The sequence below is a fragment of the Providencia sp. Me31A genome (assembly GCF_050487165.1).
GTDB lineage: Bacteria > Pseudomonadota > Gammaproteobacteria > Enterobacterales > Enterobacteriaceae > Providencia.
On the sequence record NZ_JBKQGZ010000005.1, the window covers coordinates 141,339 to 163,994 of the forward strand.

The following is a 22,656-nucleotide window of genomic DNA, read 5'->3' on the forward strand; positions in this document are numbered from 1 at the left end:
TTATGTCGAATGAAGAGAAATCAGTGATTAGCCATTGCTAATATGGATAGCCCGGACTGTACCGGGCTGATATTACAAAGGTTAGTCAGAGCTATTTCCAATTAATTAAGCAGTCATTTTTCTTACCACGGCGAACTAAAGTATAACGACCAAACAAACGATCTTCGTCAGTAAATACATACATAGGTTCTGTTTGTTTTTGACCATTAATCGACACCGCATTAGAGCTAATCGCTGTTCTTGCCTGACCACGGGATGGCGTTAGCTCTGAATCCACTAGAGCTTGCTGTAAGTCAGCACCCAACTCTAATGTGATGCAAGGCATACCATCTTGTGCTAATTGTTCAAAATCAGCCTCCGTCAAATCAGATACGGCACCTGAGAACAGGCTTTCAGTAATACGTTTTGCCGCAGCTAAGCCTTCTTCACCGTGGACCAGTTTAGTGACTTGTTCTGCTAAGACATACTGAGCACGAGGAGCTTTACCGCTATTTTTATCTTCTTCTTCCAGTGCGTTGATTTCATCTAATTCCATGAAAGTAAAGAATTTCAAGAAGCGATATACGTCTGCATCTGCTGTGTTGATCCAGAATTGGTAGAATTTATATTGGCTTGTTTTCTTGGAGTCTAACCATACTGCGCCACCTTCCGTTTTACCAAATTTAGTACCATCAGCTTTGGTGATCAGAGGAACAGTCATACCAAACACTTGGTTTTGGTGTAAACGACGAGTCAGGTCAATACCAGATGTAATATTCCCCCACTGGTCTGAACCACCTATTTGTAATTCAACGCCCATCTCTTTATTCATATTTGCAAAGTCGTAACCCTGTAATAGGTTATATGCAAACTCGGTGAAAGAGATCCCAACATCATCACGGTTAAGACGTTGCTTAACTGATTCACGGTTGATCATTTGGTTAACAGAAAAATGCTTACCAATGTCACGTAAGAATGTCAGCACATCCATGTTACCAAACCAATCATAGTTATTAGCAAGGCGTGCGCTGTTATCACCACAGTCAAAACTTAAAAAGGGTGATACTTGATTGCGGATTTTTTCTACCCACTCTTGAACGGTTTCTGTGGTGTTTAATTTACGTTCAGTAGCTTTAAAGCTCGGATCGCCAATTAGGCCCGTTGCGCCACCTACCAACGCCACAGGCTTGTGCCCGGCTAGTTGGAATCGTTTTAAACACAGCAAAGGAACCAGATGTCCCAAATGCAAGCTATCAGCGGTAGGGTCGAAGCCACAATAGAGAGAGATAGGGCCTTGCGCCAGTCTCTCTGCTAACGCATCCTCATCCGTTACCTGGGCAACTAGGCCCCGTTCTTGCAATTGTTTAATCAGGTTATTGCTAGACATTAATGACTCCATCGGTTGAATTTTGTCTATCTATTTTGGTTTGAAAGACTAACGACTTTGAGATACTTGTCAAAAAATCGATAGTGTAATTTGTCAATTTTCTTAAATGAGTCTATAGCATAAAGCGCATATCAATTAAGTGCCAGCTAAAAAACCATTAATTAAGGGGCTAATCTATCAATTTTCCAGCTATCCCCATCACGTTGATATAAAAAGCGGTCATGAAGGCGATGAACTCCGCCTTGCCAAAACTCAACGCTATCAAATGCCACACGAAAACCTCCCCAAAAACTCGGTAGCGGCACTTCACCATTTTTAAATTTTTGCTTCAATTCTAAAAACTTGCCCTCTAAAATGCCTCTAGCTGAAATTTTAGAAGATTGAGCTGATGCCCACGCAGCTATTTGACTATCTTTTGGTCTACTATGAAAATATTTAACCACCTCTATCGGATTCAAACGTTCAGCAACTCCAGTAAAGTTAACTTGACGTTCTAATTGATACCACGGGAAGTACAAACTAATTTTATTATTTTTCTCAAGATGCTGCGCTTTTCGACTACCTAAATTGGTATAAAATACCAAGCCATTATCATCGAAATGTTTTAATAAGACGATACGTTGGTATGGTTGCCCTGTTTCATCTACCGTTGCAACACACATTGCAGTTGGATCAGTTAAACCTGCGTCACAAGCTTGTTTCATCCACAATTCAAATAACGTTAACGGGTTTGGTGTCAAATCATTACGTCTTAATCCACCTTTTGTATATTCACGACGTACTGATGCGAGATCTATTTCATTTACCTCGTTCATTATATATCCTTTAAAGCAGTCATTTTTTATCTATATTTTTAGGGTATATTGCACCAAGAACAGTTTCTTGAGTCGCTCCGGTGACAGAAGCTAAGTTCCCAGATAAACCAGCAACACTTCTAGCGGCTAACCATGCGAATGCGAGCGCCTCCATATCATCACCACTAAGCCCATATTTATCACTCGCAGCCACCTCTATACCAGGTAATAACGCCGCTAATCGCTGCATTAAGAAATGATTTTTAGCTCCGCCGCCACAAACTATTAAGCGTTCACAGCCACCACAGAGCATAACTTGTTCTGCAATAGAAGCGGCTGTTAGCTCGCATAGCGTCGCTTGCACATCCCTTGCAGAAACAGCTGGAAAATGAGTTAAATGTTGCTCTAACCATTGCATATTAAAATATTCACGCCCCGTACTTTTAGGTGATGAACGCCTAAAGTAAGGGTCCGCTAACATAGCGTTGAGTAAGCCGTTATCCACTTGACCACAACTTGCCCACTCACCATTTTCATCAAAGGCTTTTTGCTTATTACGCCATGTCCATGTGTCCATCAACATATTACCTGGTCCCGTATCATAACCTTTCACATAAGCACCAGGTAACAAGGCCGTTATATTAGCAATTCCACCAATATTCAATACAATACGTTTTTCTGTAGGGTGCCCCAAAACAGCCAAATGAAATGCAGGAACTAGAGGTGCTCCCTGCCCTCCATACGCCATATCCCTACGACGAAAATCCCCTACGGTTGTAATTCCAGTAAGCGCAGCTATCCGATTGTTATCACCCAGTTGCATAGTAAATGGCTGTTCGCTATCTGGCTCATGCCAAACCGTTTGACCATGACAGCCAATCGCAATAATGTCCTCTGCTGTTAAACCTACTTGCTTTAATAATTGATTAATAGCATCCGCATATAGTGACCCCAATTCTCGGTCTATTTTTCCAATTTCTGAGAGGGTCGTAGACTGCCCTTGGCAGATATCTAAAATTCTTTTTTTCAGTTCAATTGGAAATGTGGCACTCAAACTAGATTGCTCAGCAACGAATTTATCGCTAATTGCGGCAAGTACAACATCAACACCATCGAGACTGGTGCCTGACATAACCCCTATGTAACGACCTGACTTAATCATTGTTCATGTTCCTTCAGAGTGCACATTGATTTTGCAAATATCAGCTACAAAAGATTGTGCTTTGATAAGGAATTTTGTCAACAATTCGATGTGGTTTCTCGGGCAGCTTCGCAGGAATAATAAATAATTACATTAAAATTAAAAACTACTAGACAAACTAAATAAATATGACTTTTCTAATATCTCAATTTTCATTTTAAATATAATGGTTCATAATCAAACTATCAGCTAAGCATTAATGCATAGAGTTTTAACTAAATTTTAAACTTAACATTACTTAGCTATCAGTGCGAAATGATGCTCAGAAGTTGACTACCTTGTTTAAATATTTAACAAAGAGTGCCTTAAACAATGAAATCATCCCGAATTTGAGATATTTTACCTAGTGTTTACACTCTATTTAAATCAAAATCGGTAATCTAATCATCGCTTTTTAATACCATTATTTTGATACTTGTTGTGTTTATGGTGAAAACAAATATACGATGCTATGTTAGTGCCACAGACAGCAAATCTCATAGGAGTTATTATGCTTAAGAAAGTTTTTGTAGGTGTTGTAGCAGTTGCAGCTTTATCTGGCTGTGTCAATACCAGTACGCTTTCTGGTGATACTATTTCGGCCCAGGACGCGAAACAGGTACAGACTGTAACTTATGGTACAGTTCTGAATGCTCGCCCTGTTACTATTCAAGCAGGTGAAGATGGTAACGTCATTGGTGCAATTGGCGGTGCTGTGCTTGGTGGCTTATTAGGTAACACTATAGGTGGTGGTACTGGTAACACATTGGCAACTGCAGCAGGTGCTATTGCAGGTGGTCTCGCAGGGCAGCAAGCACAAGGCGCACTTAATAAGAGCCAAGGTGTTCAATTGGAAATCCGTCTTGATAGCGGCAAAAATATTGTTGTTGTCCAAAAACAGGACCCAAATACTTTCCGCAATGGTCAGCGGGTTATGATTGCAAACAGTGGTAATTCAGTGACTGTATCCCCACGTTAACGCTATCACTCCAAACTTAAAGCATGTTCACCGACATTATGTTCGGTGAACATTACTTATTACCTAAATTAATTAGTTAATACTTAGCCTCTCCATATATCACGATACTAAATAATTAATTTCTATAAATTCACTAATGATTTCACATCATATTTTTATTTTTCCTATAAGGACATTTAAATCTACTACGACCATCTGTCAACTTACGTCTATTAATATCATTTTTCAAACAGAACTACTGTTTAGATTATCCCTCTTAGTGCTTGGTTTTCAGTTAATCTTTATACCTATTATGAGCTAAATGACTATCTACCGCTCACTAAATAACACTAAAAAAACCAATTAAGCTTTGGTATTTAATTCATACATAACCAAAATAATTACCGCGCATTTATTATTTATATAACTAATTAGTTTTCCACAATGATTAAATTTAATGACATTTGACTAATCTCCATAAAAATAATTCATTTGATTAACATCGTAATAATTAGAACTACATTTATCTACCGGATGAATTATTTTAATATCAAGATTCATTTTGCAGTCGTAAAATATTTCTCTCAAGTTTTAAAAGCATCTGCGATAATTGATTAAGCTCCTCTTGACTAATGTTACTCAATATTTCAATTCGAGTATTATTAATCACTTGATCAACAGTTTTTATAAATGGTTCAGATTCTTCAGTTAATTTGATTCGTTTTGCTCTCCTATCATTTGCACAGGTATGCCTAGAAATAAGTTTTTTTTCTTCAAGTTGATCAAGGGTTCTTACTAATGAAGGTTGCTCTATACCAATTGCCTTTGCCAACTGTATTTGCGACTGTTCAGGTGGTAACTGGCTAATGTTATGTAAGGTAACCCAATGGGTTTGTGTTAGTTTGAGAGGCTTCAAGCGATGATCGATTAATGCCCTCCACATCCGAACAACACGTGATAATTCTGTTCCTATTTGCGATTCCAATCTACCCTCCTTTATATAATTATAATGTTTAAAAAATATACCAGACTCATATTATTTTTTAAATTATATATTAATTTCCTTTTATATTTACAACTTTTTATTGATATACAACCTAACAAATACCTATTTGTAGTGACAAAACTCACTTTATTAAGTGATATACCTCTAACTACTGTCATGATGTTTTAGTTTATTTTCGCTTAACTAAACGAATAAGACAATCTATCAATTACCTTATTAATAAGAATAGCCGGACTCTCCTTTCTGATCTATCTATTTTGCTGCTTATAGTAATTACAACCAACAATAAAAAAAACAATATCAAATAATTCCTTTAAAAACAAAAGAATATAGTTTCTCTTAAAAATATGTCATTTACAGTTACTTTAAATTAAACTATAGATATTTTGAATAAATAAAAAATTATTGAAAGATAAAGCCGAAAATTAATTTAATTTGAATAATTTGGAATGTATTAATTATGCATATCAACAAAATGATTGTTTAATTTTAAAGTTTATCTTTCCTCCGCGTGCGTTAAAAAAGTTGTTGTTGAGGATCAATAATATTTTCTTGCGTTACTTTTTTACTTATTGCTCTTAAATAACGTTGGCGACATAAACGAATAATGTTTCGCTTTTCTCCATTAGAAAACTTGAGCCAATTGAAGCGCTCATCACGAGTACGATAACAACCGCGACAATAACCTTGCTCATTAGTTTGGCAAATTCCACGACAAGGGCTAGGAATATCAAAGAACTCAAGTTGCTCAATCATCACTATCCCCCTCAAACAAAAAACATCATAAATGTATGGTATACTCTTAAAAATGAGTATTACCACTGTTTGTTTGAAAAATAAACTGTAATCATTGTATTTTCCAATATATACACGTTATATTAATAGATAAATCGATTCAGGCTTATTATTTATCAGAATGTTAAGAGGTTTTATATGCGCTTACTTCATACTATGTTGCGTGTGACAGACATGCAGCGCTCCATTGATTTTTATACCAACGTATTAGGCATGCGCCTACTAAGAACTAGTGAAAACACAGAGTATAAATACTCTCTAGCATTCGTTGGCTATAGCGATGAAAGTGAAGGTGCTGTCATTGAGCTAACCTATAACTGGGGAGTTGACCATTATGATATGGGAAACGCATACGGTCACATTGCTTTAGGTGTCGATGATGTTGCAAAAACATGTGACGATATTCGCCATGCTGGTGGAAATGTAACCCGTGAAGCAGGTCCTGTAAAAGGCGGCACAACCGTCATCGCTTTTGTAGAAGACCCAGATGGCTACAAAATTGAATTAATTGAAAATAAAAGTGCAAGTAAAGGTTTAGGTCACTAATTAAATGTAAAATTTAGGCAGCGCATTATTCTCCTGCCTAAATTTCATTCTATGTTTGTCTGCAAACTTTTCCTGATTTTGGCATAATATAAATCAATCAGAAACCTATAATCGAAAGTCCTAATGTCTGAAAAAAACAATCCTAATGCCCTGGTTAGTCGTTTCAGGGGATATTACCCTGTCGTTATTGATGTTGAAACTGGCGGATTTAATGCCAAAACTGACGGGCTATTAGAAATTGCCGCTATCACGTTAAAAATGGATAAAGACGGCTGGCTATCTATGGATGAAACGTTACATTTTCACGTTGAACCCTTTGAAGGTGCGAACCTTGAACCATCCGCGTTAGCCTTTACTGGGATAGACCCTACTAACCCACTGCGCGGTGCTGTAAGCGAATACGAGGCGTTACACGCAATATTTAAAGTTATCCGCAAGGGAATGAAAAATACAGATTGCAACCGCGCTATTATTGTCGCTCATAATGCTAACTTTGATCATAGCTTTGTAATGAATGCAGCGGAACGCGCTGGTTTAAAACGCAATCCATTCCATCCCTTTGCAACTTTCGATACAGCGGCACTAAGTGGCTTAGTTTTTGGTCAAACTATTTTAGCTAAAGCTTGTGTTTCCGCTGGAATTCCATTTGATGGCAAACAAGCCCACAGTGCACTGTATGACACCAACCGCACTGCATTGTTATTTTGTGAGATTGTCAATAAGTGGAAAAAACTTGGTGGTTGGCCAGTTGCTGAAGATACTGAGTAAATTGAAATGATAAAAAAACCGTTTTTGATGACAGTATAAATGACTTCCCATCAAACACGGTTTTTTATTTTATTCAGCCTACTGCTAAATTATTCAGCACTCGTTTCGTCTGCTGAGCGATATTTATCAGCGGTTTCTTTAATCAGCGATTGTAATTCACCACGCTGGAACATTTCCATGATGATATCACAGCCACCAACCAACTCGCCATCAACCCATAACTGAGGGAATGTTGGCCAATTTGCATATTTTGGCAATTCTGCTCGGATATCTGGGTTTTGCAAGATATCAACGTAAGCAAAACGTTCACCACAAGAAGACAGAGCTTGTACTGCTTGGGCAGAAAAACCACAGCTCGGAAGTTTTGGAGAGCCTTTCATGTATAATAGAATTGGATTTTCTTTGATTTGGCGCTCGATTCTTTCAATTGTCGTCATTTTTACTTCCTTAGAACAAAAGTGCTGATTTTGCAGTTAGCCCGTAAATAATACGAGTTACTGCAACTTAACAGAATATTTTTGACCAATATAATGTGAAACCTAATTGTTTCATACAATATGCCAGTTTTATAGGGGCATTACTATAGCACTCAAAGATTTAAAAAGGCATCTTTTCTATCTTCTGTTTACTTAAGTTAAAAAATAAGTTTTCTGCTATTTTTTTGCTACATATTGTCCAGCTAATTTCTAACATTATATATCTCTATGATTTTTAAACTGTAATTACTTTATTTTTCTGTTAACATACTAGTAACGTTATATTACCTTTACCCTTTATAGGGTTTATCGTGTTATCATTAATATATTAAATAACGTATCGCCTAAAAGGCGAAATCGTCATGATAAATTGACAATTAATTTTTCGCTCATTTTAAGAGCAAACACCCTAAATATATTGATATAAAAGCAATCAAGGAGTACGCAATGTCATTTGAACTACCTGCTTTACCGTATGCTAAAGATGCTTTAGAACCTTATATCTCTGCTGAAACCTTAGAATACCACTATGGTAAGCACCACAATACCTATGTTGTTAACTTAAACAACCTAATCAAAGGTACTAACTTTGAAGGTAAATCCTTAGAAGAAATCATCAAAAATTCCGAAGCTGGTGTTTTCAACAATGCTGCACAAGTCTGGAATCACACATTTTATTGGAACTGCTTAGCGCCGAATGCAGGTGGCGAGCCTACTGGTAAAGTGGCTGACGCCATTAACAAGGCATTCGGTTCTTTCGCAGAGTTTAAAGCGCAATTTACTGATGCTGCAACCAAGAACTTTGGTGCTGGCTGGACTTGGCTGGTAAAAAAAGTAGATGGCAGTTTAGCTATCGTTAATACTTCTAATGCTGCAACACCAATTTCTGGTGATGACAAGCCTGTGTTAACTGTTGATATTTGGGAACATGCTTACTATATCGACTATCGTAACGCTCGCCCTAAATACTTAGAAAACTTCTGGGCACTGGTTAACTGGAAATTTGTGGAAGAAAATTTAGCATAGTAATAAAAGCTAAATTCTAAACATCAGGGCGAGATTTACTCGCCCTCAGACTGCTGACAAACATATTATGTTTGGCAGCAAGTCATATAGGTTTTGAAAATCAACTAGGAAAATCAATTCATTGATTTTCGGCTGATAACACAAAGCGGGAAAAACCACGCTTTTATCCCGCTTTGTCAACAACCTCAGGGCGAGATTTACTCGCCCTTTTTAATTCGCTCTACTTGAGGTTGAAATAAAATTAGAAAATATGTGAACCAATAAAGATAATCATTGCTAATGAGCCCAGCGCAGCAAGTAATCCGTATTTAACATCTGTATCCATGAGTTCCTCTCATCCAATATAATTGAACTAACAAATAACCGCACAATAACTAGGGCTATTGAGTATACATATCCAAAAAAGTAAAACTAGTGCCTATATCACATGTTATAACATCAATTATTTCTTTCGTTTTTGCGCTAGATCAGACAAAATCGACAACAAATCGCTAAATTATTGCCAGCAAAGGCTCAATGCCTCAATATGCAGGTAATTTTTCACAAGAATTTTTATAGAGACCGATTATTGGTCAGGAGTTTTTTTTCCCCATGGCAACGATTAAAGATGTGGCGAAACGCGCTGGCGTTTCCACCACAACCGTATCCCATGTTATTAATAAAACGCGCTTCGTGGCTGATGATACTAAGGCTGCTGTTTGGGCTGCGATTAAAGAGCTCAATTATTCACCAAGTGCAGTTGCCCGTAGTCTAAAAGTTAATCACACAAAATCAATTGGTTTGTTGGCAACTTCCAGTGAAGCGCCTTATTTCGCTGAAGTAATAGAGTCTGTCGAGAATAGCTGTTATGAAAAAGGCTATACGCTGATCCTGTGCAATTCACATAATAATTTGGGCAAACAGAAAGCCTACTTGCAAATGCTTGCGCAAAAACGAGTCGATGGCTTACTTGTTATGTGCTCTGAATACCCTGATACCTTGATTAGCATGTTAGAAGACTACCGTAATATCCCTATGGTTGTTATGGATTGGGGGACATCTCAAGGTGACTTTACTGATAGCATTATCGATAATTCCTTTCATGGTGGGTATCTTGCTGGACGTTACTTGGTTGATCGTGGGCACCGAGATATTGGTGTCATCCCCGGTTCACTAGAGAGAAATACGGGGATTGGCCGCTTAACAGGTTTCCAAAAAGCGATGGAAGAAGCAAAAATAACCTTGAAAGATGAATGGATTGTCCAAGGAGATTTTGAGCCTGAATCAGGCTATAAGGCCATGATGCAGATTTTAAGCCATAAACAACGCCCTACTGCGGTATTTTGCGGCGGTGATATTATGGCTATGGGAGCAATTTGCGCCGCTGATGAAATGGGGTTGCGCGTCCCACAGGACATTTCAATTATTGGCTATGATAATGTGCGCAACGCTCGCTATTTTACCCCTGCGCTAACAACCATTCACCAACCAAAAGAACGTTTAGGCCAAATGGCATTTACCATGTTGCTCGATCGCATAGTGAACAAGCGCGAAGACGCTCAAACAATTGAAATTCACCCCCGCCTTGTTGAGCGCCGTTCCGTAGCTGATGGCCCGTTTATAGATTATCGTCGCTAACCACATGATTTAAGTCGAAAGCCACTCTGCGTTGAGTGTTTCACTATCCCCAAGGTAGTCTAACAACCAGCTCAACGCAGGTGAGGTGTTTTTTTCAACCCAAGTCAAACAACATGGGCTTGGTGGAAAAGGTTGGGCTAACTCTAACTCAACAAGTTTACCTTCTTCACATAATGGTGCAGCACGGTGTGTTGGTACCATCCCTACACATAACCCGTTGACTAAACACGCCAAACCATTTTCCCAATAAGGCACAACAAGTCGACGTTGATTATCCAGAGCCCATGTATCACGTTTCGGTAAATTACGAGAAGTATCCTCTAGGCATAAGCTAGGAAACTCACGCATTTGGTCATCCGCCAGTTTGCAGTCGATTTTTGCTAATGGATGTTCAGGGCTCGCCACACACATCCAAGACATAAACCCCATGTCTCGAAAACTATAACGCTCACCAATGGGTGATGCACGTGTTGCACCAATTGCAACATCCGCACGCCCATCTGCCAATGCATCCCAAACACCGTTAAATACCTCTGGATGGATATATAACTCGATATCAGGAAAATGCCGATAAAAATCAAGAATTAATTGTTCAGTTCTCTGGGGTTTTACAATGCAGTCAACTGCGATACTGAATTGCCCACGCCAACCGTTCGCGACTTGCTGGCATTGATGCCTTGTCTCTGTCATTTTTTTGATAACAGAACGACCTTCCTTAATAAAGATAGCGCCCGCTTCCGTCAAGGCAACATCACGGTGGCGACGTTCGAATAAAGGAACAGCAAGCCATTCCTCAACTTGTTTTACTGTATAACTAATCGCAGAGGGTACACGGTGCAACTCATTTGCAGCACCACTAAAGCTTCCCGTTCGAGCAACTGCATCAATCACTTCGAGTGCATGCGCAGACCACATAACATCTCCTTTCAAATATTTTGATAGCAAGATCCAAATATTACCGTTTCACAACACAAAAAAATAGCCTATACAATGGGGCTACCGTTAACATTTATTTAAATATCAGATAAGTAATTATTATGTCGAATACTGTGAAAAAAAATTCCCCTGGATTTATGGTTTACCTTGCAGGTTTAAGCATGCTGGGGTTTTTAGCCATTGACATGTACCTGCCCGCTTTCGGTGCAATGCAAAACTCATTGCATACATCAGAAGGTGCTATCAGTGCTTCTCTCAGTATCTTTTTAGCTGGTTTTGCATTTGCTCAGCTCTTATGGGGACCTTTATCAGATAAACTTGGTCGCAAACCCGTTCTGATTGTTGGACTGACTATTTTTATTTTAAGTAGCTTGGCTATTTATTGGGTTGAAACTGCAACACAACTATTAACCTTACGCTTTTTACAAGCCGTCGGTGTTTGCTCCGCGGCCGTATTATGGCAAGCCCTTGTTATCGACCGTTACGACGAAGCGAGTACACAGAAAGTTTTTGCCTCTATAATGCCATTGGTTGCGTTATCTCCTGCTTTAGCACCCCTGTTAGGTGCTTGGGTGCTGGAACACCAAACTTGGGAAGCGATTTTCCTGATTTTAATGGCTGTGGGGGTTTTGCTTTTATTACCTACACTTTTCTTGAAAAACGTTTCAGTTAAAACACTCACTGACGATAACCAACCTAAAGCTAAAGTTTCATTCGTTAAATTGCTCAGCTCGCCAGTATTTAGTGGTAATGTGCTTGTTTATGCCTCTTGCAGTGCTGGTTTTTTTGCTTGGCTTACAGGCTCACCGTTTATTTTACGTAATATGGGCTTTAACCCAGCAGATATTGGCCTAAGCTATATCCCACAAACTTTAGCCTTTATTATTGGTGGCTATGGTTGCCGCATTGTATTAGCTAAAGTACGCGCAAATACGTTGTTCCCGTTGTTACTCATTGGCTATGCAGTGAGTATGGCCATCCTATTCATCATGGCTATTTATACGACCCCATCATTAACCATGATTTTGATCCCATTTTGTTTTATGGCAGCGATGAACGGGGCTTCTTATCCTATCGCAGTTTCTAAGGCCTTAAATACCTTCCCAAGTGCGAGTGGTAAAGCAGCCGCACTACAAAATGCATTGCAGTTAGGGTTATGCTTCTTAGCTAGCTTACTTGTCTCAGCGCTCACCATTGATCCCCTACTAGCGACAACAGGAGTTATGGCTGTGACAATCATTCCAATGGCAATTGGTTATTTCATGCAACGTTGTACACGTAATAATAATGAAGAAACCTTAAAACACGCAGACTGCCAAGCTAATTAATCATAACCTAGTTCACTTTAAGCCATGTCGTTCCTCTGCGACATGGCTCCCCTTCATTTAAACACTCTGTAACATAACATCTGAAACATAAAGAAATCACGCATCAATAAACTAATTTAATGAATCACGCTTTATGGTGACTTATACTGTTTATTCATTTTATGTGTTTTACACTCTCTGAAACGAACCGTAATAAAAAAGGTTTTTATGTTTTTATCTACTAATATATAGATTTTATGTGTTTAATTTTGTTGTCGAAAAGCGTTATGATTACTTCATCACATAATGAGTGCTCAAGAATGATGTTAAAACAGTATTATCCGCCGGAGGAATTGAAATCCTTTGTTAGTTCTATTTTGATAATCAAAGAGTTTTCAGAGGTAATTAAAATTTTTCCTGGAACAGGTGCGGAGATATGGGTTTCGTTAGATGCATTTTGCATGTCATCTGAAAGTGGTTCGGCCACAAATCCATTTCAACTCATTATTCCTCGAATTAACACATTTACTGCTAGCCCCAATCACTCGAAAGTGATGGTGTTACGTATTCGTCATGATGCTCTGCGATTTATACTCCCCCAACGTACCCTTAATTATACCGATAAACCCATTGCTCTAAGTGATATCTGGCAAGAGCGTTGGTTTGAAGCATTAGCCGACTCCTCATTTAAAGAATTACTCGATTGCTTTAGTCAAACAAAAGCAAGCAAAAAAGCACACTTTACGGATGACATCTTAGAATTACTGTATCGTAACCCAACCAAGAAAATCACAGATATTGCCAAAGAAACAGGGTTACATGTGCGAGTTATTCAGAAAGAGTTTTTAAAAGAATACGGTATTACGCCAAAACGCTACCAGATCAATTGCCGTTTAGAGCATGTTTTAAAAAGTATGGTGTTAGAACAAGATACCTATCGTTGGTTTGAAACTGGCTATTATGATCAATCCCATTTCTATCGAGATTTTAAAAGATACTTTACTATGACCCCGTCGGCATTTTTAAAGTCAAATTATTCGTTTTTTTACAATACAAAAACTAAGTACCCATTAAGATAGTTCTCAATTTATAAGGAGAATGTAATGAGTATTGTTGTATATGCCCATATTACGACTGAAAAAACCGATGGGTATTTAACGAGAGGGATCGTTCGTGACTTAGCAAAACTAAGCCGCCGTGAGAAAGGATGCATTCAATATGATCTTATGGCTAAAGAGAATGGTTATATTGTTTTCGAAGAGTGGGAAAACACTCAAGCATTAGAGCTGCATAAAAATAGTCCACATTTCAGACGATTAGTTGAAGCAATTGAACTCGATAATGCCAGCTTATCTGTCAACTTTAGTGAAAAATAACTAATTTATCACCAAAAATGAAAATTAATTAAATATCTTGTATCACATTTATTAAATTTAACTTTATATTTCGTAGAACTCTATCAAACACTTTTAATATATTATTTGGTATCTGCCCGTCAATTAAGGCTATAGCATTATAAAATAATGACCATAGCCTTTTGAATATTATCCCCACCAAAAATTAACATTTTACTCTAACTGAGTTTGTGCACTCATCTCGTTTTTTTGTTGTAAAAATTTTTCTTGGTCTTTTTGATTAAGCACGCGTTCAACTGTATCAACAATAGCCTGTGTTTGAGGGTCTATCTCAATATTTACTTTATCCCCTAGACGTTTTTGACCCAGTGTGGTGCGGTCTAAGGTTTCTGGGATCAAATGTACGCAAAAGCGATTATTAATGACATCCCCAACCGTTAAGCTAATACCATCAATAGCGACAAAACCTTTATGCAGAATATATTTCATCAACGATTTATCATGGATAGATAACCAAACCTGATGATTATCTTCAGAGGTGAAGATTTTACTAATTTCAGCCGTTGTCATGATATGGCCAGAAACAACATGTCCCCCTATTTCATCGCCATATTTTGCAGCACGTTCAATATTGACAACATCGCCTTCTTTTAGTGCACCTAGATTGGTGAGACGTAAAGTTTCTTTGATTAAATCAAAACTCACTTTTTCACCATCGATTTTTGTCACAGTAAGGCAGCAACCATTGTGAGCAACAGAAGCGCCTGTTTCTAAGCCGACTAATAATTCAGGCGTAAATTTCATGACATGAGTACGAAAATTCGCCCTTTCAGTGATCTCTACAATTGGGGCTGTCGCTTGAACAATGCCTGTAAACATAATGATCCTCGGTCTATTGAATTAATCACCTCAGTTTACAGAAGAATTTTTAGAGGTCTATCTTATTTGAGTGGTTAGTAACAGACTAATTGACTAGATAAACTGAGTTATACTTAGCGTCAAAAATGCTCTTTTGTTATTTATCCGTTTATCTTTATTGGAATAGCCAAACAAAAGAGATAGAATAGCAGGTTTTTAGTAACATTTTATTTTTAAGTAAACCGTTTATTTTTCTCATTTTTTCCTCTTACTCGTTTTAATTATAAAGGTGTATGCGTGCAGAAATATATTACAGAAGCGCGTAGCTTGTTGGCACTCGGTATTCCTATTGTTCTTGCCCAGTTTTCACAAACAGCTATGGGGTTTGTTGACACAGTCATGGCAGGGAGTGTTAGTGAAATTGAGATGTCCGCAGTTGCAGTCGGGTTTTCAATCTGGCTGCCAGCTATTCTTTTTGGTCAAGGGCTATTAATGGCATTGACCCCTATCGTTGCACAAATGAATGGGTCCGGCCGTCGTAATTTAATTGGTGATCAGATCCAGCAAGGTCTATGGTTAGCACTATTTTTAGCGTTAGGTATTATGTGCCTGCTTTATAATAGCAAGTTAATCATTAATAACATGCCACACATTGATGAGGAGCTCGCTGGTAAATCCGTTCGTTTTTTACATGCCATTATGTGGGGCGCGCCTGGATACCTATTTTACCAAGTATACCGTAGTCAATGTGAGGGGCTGTCGAAAACCAAACCTGGAATGGTGATCGGTTTTCTTGGCCTAATGGTCAACATCCCTATTAACTATATTTTTATTTATGGGCACTTTGGTGCACCTGCATTAGGTGGTGTGGGTTGTGGTGTAGCAACCGCTTCTGTGTATTGGGCTATGTGCATGATGATGAGATGGTATGTGAAACGTGCTTCTGCGCAGCGTGATATTCGCCCTACACTCGCTTTCACATCACCAAATCCATTAATCCTAAAGCGCATTATCGTATTAGGCACTCCTATTGGATTAGCTTTGTTTTTTGAGGTTACCTTATTTGCTGTTGTTGCGTTATTAGTGGCACCATTAGGTGTAGTGGCTGTTGCAGGCCACCAAGTTGCGCTTAATTTCAGCTCAGTGATGTTTATGTTCCCACTTTCACTGGGGATCGCAGCAACAATTCGTGTAGGCTATAACTTAGGTCAAAAATCGCCTGATGCGGCAAGAATTTCTTCTTACACTGGTCTAGCTGTTGGCTTAATGGTCGCTTGTGTAACCGCAATTTTCACTGCAGTTTTCCGTGAGCCAATAGCCATGATGTATAACAAAAACCCAGAGGTGGTTGTACTAGCTACTAGCTTAATGTTATATGCTGCTATTTATCAGCTATCGGATTCTGTGCAAGTTATTGGTGCTGGTATTTTAAGAGGCTATAAAGATACCCGTTCTATTTTCTTTATAACCTTTACTGCATATTGGCTACTAGGTTTGCCTTCAGGTTATATCTTAGCCTTAACCGATATAGTGGCACCAGCAATGGGGCCGAAAGGTTTCTGGATTGGCTTTATCATTGGTTTAAGTGCCGCTGCAATTGGTATGGCGACTCGAATTATATGGATACACAAGCAATCTGATGACATTGTTCTGTTACGATCAACTCGCTAGCTGACTTTTTAGTCTTATTACTGTTAGGGAAGATGTATTTCTCATCAAATAGTTTTAAATACAAGCAAACTATCACGAAAATACATTTTCCCCTTGCCAGATGTCCATGATAACGTTAATATTCGTCCCCGTTGTCATCTAGATAATTTTTTAATGCGTCCGTAGCTCAGTTGGTTAGAGCACCACCTTGACATGGTGGGGGTCGGTAGTTCGAGTCTACTCGGACGCACCATTTCTAGAGAGCACAACAAGTTAATTTTTAGCGCGTCCGTAGCTCAGTTGGTTAGAGCACCACCTTGACATGGTGGGGGTCGGTAGTTCGAGTCTACTCGGACGCACCATTTCAAATTAACACAAAGCAGCGTTATTTCTCAGTGCGTCCGTAGCTCAGTTGGTTAGAGCACCACCTTGACATGGTGGGGGTCGGTAGTTCGAGTCTACTCGGACGCACCATTCTCTCTTTTATTAGTGTATTTCTAATATTTCTCTTGATTGTCAGGTAATCTTCCCTTATTTTGTTGCGCAACAAGTTACACAACCTGATTTTAGCCAAATATTTGATCTAAAATATCTCTTATTTTAATTTAATAAAATTTGATTTGTCTCACAGTTTTTTGTTGTCTATAATACTCACATTAGCTGAATGGTTTCAACAGAAATAAATCAGTATGTTAGCTTTAATTGAATTTGTCATCTACACTATAATAACAATCAGGATGTGACAGATTTAAAAGTAAAAATGAATTGAACACCAGACTGTCGCCTATTCGTAGAAATGAGTTGCGCAACAAGTGTAATCATGCGCACTAAAGTATCGGCGACAATACCGATTTCCTTTATAACTTAGATAGACTGCCATGAAAAAAACCAAAATTGTTTGTACTATCGGTCCAAAAACCGAATCAGAAGAAAAGCTGACTCAACTCCTTGATGCAGGCATGAATGTCATGCGTCTCAACTTCTCTCACGGTGACTATGAAGAACATGGTCAACGCATCAACAATCTTCGCTCTGTCTGTGCAAAAACTGGTAAACAAGCAGCTATCCTGCTGGACACTAAAGGCCCTGAAATCCGCACAATGAAATTAGAAGGCGGTAACGATGTTTCGCTCGTTGCAGGTCAAACCTTTACATTTACAACTGATACCTCTGTTATCGGTAATAAAGATAAAGTTGCTGTAACGTATGCAGGTTTAACAACAGACTTAAAAGTAGGCAATACTGTATTAGTTGATGATGGTCTGATTGGTATGAAAGTCATTAACATCACAGATACTGAAGTTGTTTGTGAAGTTTTGAATAATGGCGACCTTGGTGAGAAAAAAGGCGTTAACCTGCCAGGTGTTTCTATTGGCTTACCTGCACTCGCAGAGAAAGATAAAGAAGATTTAGTTTTCGGTTGCCAACAAGGTGTGGATTTTGTTGCCGCGTCTTTTATCCGTAAACGTTCTGATGTCGAAGAAATTCGTGCTCACTTGAAAAAACACGGCGGCGAAAATATTCAAATTATTTCTAAAATTGAAAACCAAGAAGGTTTAAACAATTTTGATGAGATTTTAGAAGCCTCTGACGGTATCATGGTTGCTCGTGGTGACTTAGGGGTCGAGATCCCTGTTGAGGAAGTCATTTTCGCCCAAAAAATGATGATTGAAAAATGCGTTACCGCACGTAAAGTGGTTATTACCGCAACGCAAATGTTAGATTCAATGATCAAAAATCCACGCCCTACTCGTGCAGAAGCTGGCGACGTTGCAAACGCCATTTTAGATGGCACTGATGCTGTCATGCTTTCAGGTGAAAGTGCAAAAGGTAAATACCCCGTAGAAGCCGTAACTATTATGGCAACTATCTGCGAGCGTACCGACCGTGTCATGCAAACTCGTATTGATAACCAAAAACCAAGCCAGCGTTTACGTGTTACTGAAGCGGTATGCCGTGGTGCTGTTGAAATGTCTGAAAAATTAGATGTGCCACTAATCGTTGTCGCAACATACGGTGGTAAATCAGCGAAATCTGTCCGTAAATATTTCCCAACAGCCCCTATCCTTGCGTTAACTACAAACGAAGAAACTGCTCGCCAGTTGTTGTTAGTTAAAGGTGTGATCCCTATGATTGTTGGCGGGTTTACTTCTACTGATGATTTTTATCGTGAAGGTAAGCGTGCCGCACTAGAAAGTGGATTAGCGGTTGCAGGTGATGCGGTCGTTATGGTTTCTGGTGCTTTAGTTCAAAGCGGTACAACTAATACCTCGTCTGTTCATGTACTTTAATTAAAGTAAAATAGCACATTAAAAGGCCGATACTAATAAATCTAGTTATCGGCTTTTTTATTTAGAGTTAACTTTTCGTGCTGTTTTGTCGCAACTATTTATTTGTTTTAGTTTCTCTAGCAAATATCCTTTCACAATATCAGTGTAATATCATAAAACGCGTTTTAATTGGTCAAATAACAACCTTTATTAATCTTAATTTAAATTTTTCTTCTTTTTCCTAGTACTAAATATAAAGTATTTCTAGCAAATATCTAAATTAAGTACTAGCATAAGACTTAGTGAGTGCCATACCCTAATTTTTATTAGGTTGTTTTAAAGGGATATAGCAAGCTTTAAGATAACAAGCTTAGCTCTATTGTTTGGTGACTTGCTTTTTTATATTTTCAAGATAAATCAATCTAGAGGGTAAAATAATGATTCGTACTAAAATTGTACTGGGCTCTATCGTATTAGCTTCAGCATTACTAGCGGGTTGTTCTAACAGCACTGAAGTGCAAAAACTCTCTTCAGACGTGCAAACTCTGAATGGTAAAGTTGATCAACTGAGCAACGACGTTCAGTCTCTACGTTCTGACGTACAAACAGCTCAAGAAGAAGCAGCACGCGCTAACCAGCGTCTAGATAACCAAGTTCGTACTTACAAAAAATAAGTTCGATTTGGCGATAATCTAGTCTAAAAGACACTTCTTTGAAGCTAGTAGCATTTATGAGGGCCTATGAAAATAGGCCCCTATTATTTTATCAGGATTGTGGAGTGACAGCAGAAGAACGGTATTTAGCGGGTAATAAAGCACCAACCTTACCATCATAGGTCGGTTCTGGCTGTGAAATAGTGAATGGCTCAATAGGAACTAAACCTTGTGGATACGTTTCACTTTCAGGAATACTGTCACCCTGATCATTATTTATACGCACAGGCATCCCTGAGCGCCTTGCAAGCTCTTTTTCAACCAATCCCCTATCAATCTCTTCATTTTCAAGAAAACGCTTGAAATCATCTGTCAGTTTAATTGGCATCGTTTGTGGATCGTCATAACTATTGCGTGATAGGGGCTGGTGCACCTCAATATAATAGCTGCCATCCTCTTCTTTGGAGTATTTTATTGGTTGGTTAATAACTTGAACTCGAGTTCCTTTCGGTACAGTTTTAAATAATGCTTCTATATCATCTGGCCGTAAACGAATACAGCCCGAACTGACACGCATACCTATACCAAAATCAGCATTAGTACCGTGGATTAAGTATTCACCGCGCCCATATGCTAAACGTAAAGCATACAGCCCCATTGGGTTTTCCGGACCTGCTGGAACGACAGCAGGAAGTGTGATCCCTTCTTTCGCATAGTTTTTACGAATATTAGCCGTTGGTGTCCAAGTTGGATCTTTGATTGATTGGCTAACAGACGTTACCATTTCAGGTGTATCGCGTCCTAATTGTCCTATACCAATTGGATAAACAATTACATTCTCACTATTCGCCGGATAATAATATAAACGAAGCTCTGCCAAATTAATTACAATACCCATTCTTGGTGTTGGCGGTAGCAGCATTTGCGCTGGAATGATCAATTCTTTGCCGGCTTCTGGAAGATAAGGGTCTGTACCTGGGTTTGCCTCCAACATTCCCAATAAACCAATTTGATGTTCACTGGCAATAGCTTCCAACGGTCGACCATCATTTGGTACGATATACGTGAAGTTTTCCCCGATTAGGCGTGTATTACTGTCTGGTAAAGGATACTCTTTTGCCTGAGCGGGAGCCAACAAAACACTCATGACAAACAAACTTGCCACCGTTAAAACTCTTTTCATACCTACTCCAAGGAAAATAGTGTGCGTACAATAATGCAATGATTATTGCTCATAATAGCAACTATCTTTCATATCTTTAATACTAAATACATATTTTAGTTAATTATTAGTACTAAATATATCGCTAATGGATACTCTAATAACACCAATATAATTGGATACACTAATTAGATGTGATTTTTAGGCGGAAAACAAAGGGGACATAAAGTCCCCAGTATAATCAGACAAGTTGATTAGCTCGAGTGAGAATGTTACGGATCATCGCATTTAGCCCTTGGGTCCGTGAAGGCGTCAAATGTTGTTCTAACGCGAGTTGTTCAAAAAATGACTTTACATCCACGGCCAATATTTGCGGAGCAGTCTTGCCTTGAAAAAGAATAATAACAATGGCAACCAACCCTTTAACAATGGCTGCATCACTATCACCTGCAAAGACAATTGTGCCATCTACTTGCCTTTGCATATCTATCCATACTTGACTTTGGCAGCCTGCTATCAAGTTACGGTCACTTCGTTGTGACTCCGTTAACTCAGATAAGCGCCCCCCCAGTTCAATCATATATAGATAACGTTCTTCCCAGTCTTGGCAACGGGAAAAATTACGTAACAACTTACTTTCATCAGGTAACGCAGGCATGCTTACTTCCTTCACTATATCTTTCTTATGTGCTTAGCCTAACAATTTTTTAATGCGCTGTAATGCATTGAATAACGCATCAATATCTTCTTTCGTTGTATAGATCCCAACAGAAGCTCGGCACATAGCAGGCACATGGTAGTGCTCCATGAGAGGTAAAGCACAATGATGCCCTGTGCGAATCGCAATTCCATATTGATCAAGGAAAGAACCAACGTCATAAGCATGGTGTTGACCAAGATTAAAAGCGAGCACGCCTTCCCGCTTGTCGTTACCATATAACGTGATAGACGGTATTTCTTTTAGTTTTTCAGAAGCATATGCCATTACTTGATTTTCATAAGCAAACACATCCGCTAAATTTAATGCATTCAAATAATCGAATGCCGCCCCCAATCCAATAATAGCACTAACATTCGGCGTTCCTGCTTCAAAACGCCAAGGTGCATCTGCAAAAGTGATCCCTTTTGTTAAGCTGACCTGACGGATCATCGCACCACCGCCTTCCCAAGGTGGCATCATATCCAAAATGGCTTTTTTGCCATACAAGATACCAATCCCTGTTGGGCCGTACAGCTTGTGCCCTGAAAAAACATAAAAATCACAATCGAGGGTTTGCACATCCACCTGTTGATGCATTGCACCTTGAGCACCATCGACAAGAATAGCAATTTCACTGCCCTTAGACGCCGCAATTTCCCTTGCCTGCTTGATGATGTCTTGAACAGGGTTTAGCGTTCCAAGCACATTAGAAATGTGAGTAAAACTTAATAAGCGTGTACGTGAGTCAATCAATTCACCCAATGAAGCTAATTGCAGCTGACCATCATCAGAAATTGGGATCACCCGCACCTCAAAGCCGATTTCCTCCGCTAACATATACCAAGGAACAATATTCGCATGGTGCTCCATTTCAGTGATAATAATATTGTCACCTTCATGGAAAAACTTGCGACCAAAACTATTGGCGACAAGGTTAATACCTTCAGTAGTACCTTTTACGAATACAATTTCTTCATTTGAGGCTGCATGAATAAAATCCGCCGCTTTTTGGCGCACATCTTCCATCATGGTCGTGGCATTTGCGCTCAAGGTATGAATACCCCGATGCACTGCCGCGTATTGATGTAACGTAAACTCACTTTCTCTTTCAATAACTTGCAATGGCTTTTGTGCGCTTGCAGCACTATCCAAATATACTAATGGATGATTATTAACTAATTGAGATAAGGCAGGAAAATCCTGCCTTACTGAAGCTACATTGAAAAGCATAGG

The 22,656-nt window shown here is 38.9% G+C and carries 22 protein-coding genes and 3 tRNA genes; 14 read left to right on the forward strand and 11 right to left on the reverse strand.

Annotation, left to right across the window (positions count from 1 at the left end):
- Positions 1–91: 91 nt before the first annotated feature.
- From tyrS to anmK, 3 genes are all read right to left on the reverse strand, one after another.
- Entirely contained in the window at positions 92–1,366 is a 1,275-nt protein-coding gene (gene tyrS / locus ACLPIE_RS05770; protein WP_430260502.1) for a tyrosine--tRNA ligase, read from the reverse strand.
- Between the two features lie 161 nt (positions 1,367–1,527).
- The gene (gene pdxH / locus ACLPIE_RS05775) at positions 1,528–2,181 is read right to left on the reverse strand and encodes a pyridoxamine 5'-phosphate oxidase (protein ID WP_430260504.1); all 654 of its coding nucleotides are present in this window, start codon (positions 2,179–2,181) and stop codon (positions 1,528–1,530) included.
- Between the two features lie 19 nt (positions 2,182–2,200).
- The gene (gene anmK, locus ACLPIE_RS05780) at positions 2,201–3,322 is read right to left on the reverse strand and encodes an anhydro-N-acetylmuramic acid kinase (RefSeq protein WP_430260506.1); all 1,122 of its coding nucleotides are present in this window, start codon (positions 3,320–3,322) and stop codon (positions 2,201–2,203) included.
- A gap of 529 nt (positions 3,323–3,851) precedes the next feature.
- Here anmK and ACLPIE_RS05785 point away from each other — a divergent pair.
- Positions 3,852–4,319 carry an outer membrane lipoprotein gene (locus ACLPIE_RS05785; RefSeq protein ID WP_430260508.1) on the forward strand — a complete coding sequence of 156 codons (468 nt, stop codon included), beginning with the start codon at positions 3,852–3,854 and terminating at the stop codon, positions 4,317–4,319.
- 529 nt (positions 4,320–4,848) lie between these two features.
- Here ACLPIE_RS05785 and slyA read toward each other — a convergent pair.
- Positions 4,849–5,283 (reverse strand): transcriptional regulator SlyA, encoded by a 435-nt coding sequence (gene slyA / locus ACLPIE_RS05790; protein ID WP_430260510.1) that lies wholly within the window; start codon positions 5,281–5,283, stop codon positions 4,849–4,851.
- A gap of 537 nt (positions 5,284–5,820) precedes the next feature.
- Positions 5,821–6,060, reverse strand: coding sequence for a DUF1289 domain-containing protein (locus tag ACLPIE_RS05795; RefSeq protein ID WP_430260512.1), 240 nt, complete (start codon positions 6,058–6,060; stop codon positions 5,821–5,823).
- 177 nt (positions 6,061–6,237) lie between these two features.
- On the opposite strand from ACLPIE_RS05795, the gene gloA reads away from it, so the two are divergent.
- Complete coding sequence (gloA, locus tag ACLPIE_RS05800; protein ID WP_430260514.1) at positions 6,238–6,645, forward strand: lactoylglutathione lyase; 408 nt, start codon at positions 6,238–6,240, stop codon at positions 6,643–6,645.
- 123 nt (positions 6,646–6,768) lie between these two features.
- The gene (rnt, locus tag ACLPIE_RS05805; protein WP_430260516.1) at positions 6,769–7,413 is read left to right on the forward strand and encodes a ribonuclease T; all 645 of its coding nucleotides are present in this window, start codon (positions 6,769–6,771) and stop codon (positions 7,411–7,413) included.
- A gap of 89 nt (positions 7,414–7,502) precedes the next feature.
- On the opposite strand, the gene ACLPIE_RS05810 is transcribed toward rnt, so the two are convergent.
- Positions 7,503–7,850: a Grx4 family monothiol glutaredoxin gene (locus tag ACLPIE_RS05810; RefSeq protein WP_430260518.1), complete on the reverse strand. Its 348-nt coding sequence runs from the start codon at positions 7,848–7,850 to the stop codon at positions 7,503–7,505.
- 486 nt (positions 7,851–8,336) lie between these two features.
- Between ACLPIE_RS05810 and sodB the strand changes: the two genes are divergently transcribed.
- Together sodB and purR are read left to right on the forward strand one after the other, a co-directional pair.
- Entirely contained in the window at positions 8,337–8,915 is a 579-nt protein-coding gene (gene sodB / locus ACLPIE_RS05815) for a superoxide dismutase [Fe] (RefSeq protein ID WP_430260520.1), read from the forward strand.
- Between the two features lie 591 nt (positions 8,916–9,506).
- The gene (purR, locus tag ACLPIE_RS05820) at positions 9,507–10,532 is read left to right on the forward strand and encodes an HTH-type transcriptional repressor PurR (RefSeq protein ID WP_430260522.1); all 1,026 of its coding nucleotides are present in this window, start codon (positions 9,507–9,509) and stop codon (positions 10,530–10,532) included.
- A gap of 9 nt (positions 10,533–10,541) precedes the next feature.
- Here the strand turns inward: purR and punR are convergent, their stop codons facing one another.
- A complete protein-coding gene (gene punR / locus ACLPIE_RS05825) occupies positions 10,542–11,447 on the reverse strand; it encodes a DNA-binding transcriptional activator PunR (protein WP_430260524.1) in 906 nt (301 codons plus the stop codon).
- A gap of 122 nt (positions 11,448–11,569) precedes the next feature.
- Here punR and punC point away from each other — a divergent pair, with 122 nt between their 5' ends.
- The 3 genes from punC (at position 11,570) to ACLPIE_RS05840 (ending at position 14,151) form a co-directional block, all read left to right on the forward strand.
- Positions 11,570–12,796, forward strand: a complete 1,227-nt coding sequence (gene punC / locus ACLPIE_RS05830) for a purine nucleoside transporter PunC (RefSeq protein ID WP_430260526.1) — start codon at positions 11,570–11,572, stop codon at positions 12,794–12,796.
- 266 nt (positions 12,797–13,062) lie between these two features.
- Positions 13,063–13,854: a helix-turn-helix transcriptional regulator gene (locus ACLPIE_RS05835; RefSeq protein ID WP_430260528.1), complete on the forward strand. Its 792-nt coding sequence runs from the start codon at positions 13,063–13,065 to the stop codon at positions 13,852–13,854.
- 24 nt (positions 13,855–13,878) lie between these two features.
- Positions 13,879–14,151 (forward strand): putative quinol monooxygenase, encoded by a 273-nt coding sequence (locus tag ACLPIE_RS05840; protein ID WP_430260530.1) that lies wholly within the window; start codon positions 13,879–13,881, stop codon positions 14,149–14,151.
- Positions 14,152–14,343: 192 nt separating this feature from the next.
- Here the strand turns inward: ACLPIE_RS05840 and ACLPIE_RS05845 are convergent, their stop codons facing one another.
- Positions 14,344–15,009: a riboflavin synthase subunit alpha gene (locus tag ACLPIE_RS05845; RefSeq protein WP_430260532.1), complete on the reverse strand. Its 666-nt coding sequence runs from the start codon at positions 15,007–15,009 to the stop codon at positions 14,344–14,346.
- 276 nt (positions 15,010–15,285) lie between these two features.
- Between ACLPIE_RS05845 and ACLPIE_RS05850 the strand changes: the two genes are divergently transcribed.
- From ACLPIE_RS05850 to ACLPIE_RS05875, 6 genes are all read left to right on the forward strand, one after another.
- Positions 15,286–16,659, forward strand: a complete 1,374-nt coding sequence (locus ACLPIE_RS05850; RefSeq protein ID WP_430260534.1) for an MATE family efflux transporter — start codon at positions 15,286–15,288, stop codon at positions 16,657–16,659.
- 155 nt (positions 16,660–16,814) lie between these two features.
- Positions 16,815–16,891: transfer RNA gene (locus tag ACLPIE_RS05855), tRNA-Val, on the forward strand.
- Between the two features lie 32 nt (positions 16,892–16,923).
- Positions 16,924–17,000: transfer RNA gene (locus tag ACLPIE_RS05860), tRNA-Val, on the forward strand.
- A gap of 35 nt (positions 17,001–17,035) precedes the next feature.
- Positions 17,036–17,112, forward strand: a tRNA-Val gene (locus tag ACLPIE_RS05865).
- A 404-nt stretch (positions 17,113–17,516) separates the two neighbouring features.
- A complete protein-coding gene (gene pykF / locus ACLPIE_RS05870; RefSeq protein WP_430260536.1) occupies positions 17,517–18,929 on the forward strand; it encodes a pyruvate kinase PykF in 1,413 nt (470 codons plus the stop codon).
- Positions 18,930–19,345: 416 nt separating this feature from the next.
- Complete coding sequence (locus tag ACLPIE_RS05875; protein ID WP_004263789.1) at positions 19,346–19,582, forward strand: major outer membrane lipoprotein; 237 nt, start codon at positions 19,346–19,348, stop codon at positions 19,580–19,582.
- Between the two features lie 91 nt (positions 19,583–19,673).
- On the opposite strand, the gene ACLPIE_RS05880 is transcribed toward ACLPIE_RS05875, so the two are convergent.
- The 3 genes from ACLPIE_RS05880 to sufS form a co-directional block, all read right to left on the reverse strand.
- Positions 19,674–20,744 carry a L,D-transpeptidase family protein gene (locus ACLPIE_RS05880; RefSeq protein ID WP_430260538.1) on the reverse strand — a complete coding sequence of 357 codons (1,071 nt, stop codon included), beginning with the start codon at positions 20,742–20,744 and terminating at the stop codon, positions 19,674–19,676.
- A gap of 220 nt (positions 20,745–20,964) precedes the next feature.
- Entirely contained in the window at positions 20,965–21,381 is a 417-nt protein-coding gene (gene sufE, locus ACLPIE_RS05885; protein WP_430260540.1) for a cysteine desulfuration protein SufE, read from the reverse strand.
- A 33-nt stretch (positions 21,382–21,414) separates the two neighbouring features.
- Complete coding sequence (gene sufS / locus ACLPIE_RS05890) at positions 21,415–22,653, reverse strand: cysteine desulfurase SufS (RefSeq protein WP_430260542.1); 1,239 nt, start codon at positions 22,651–22,653, stop codon at positions 21,415–21,417.
- Positions 22,654–22,656: the final 3 nt, after the last annotated feature.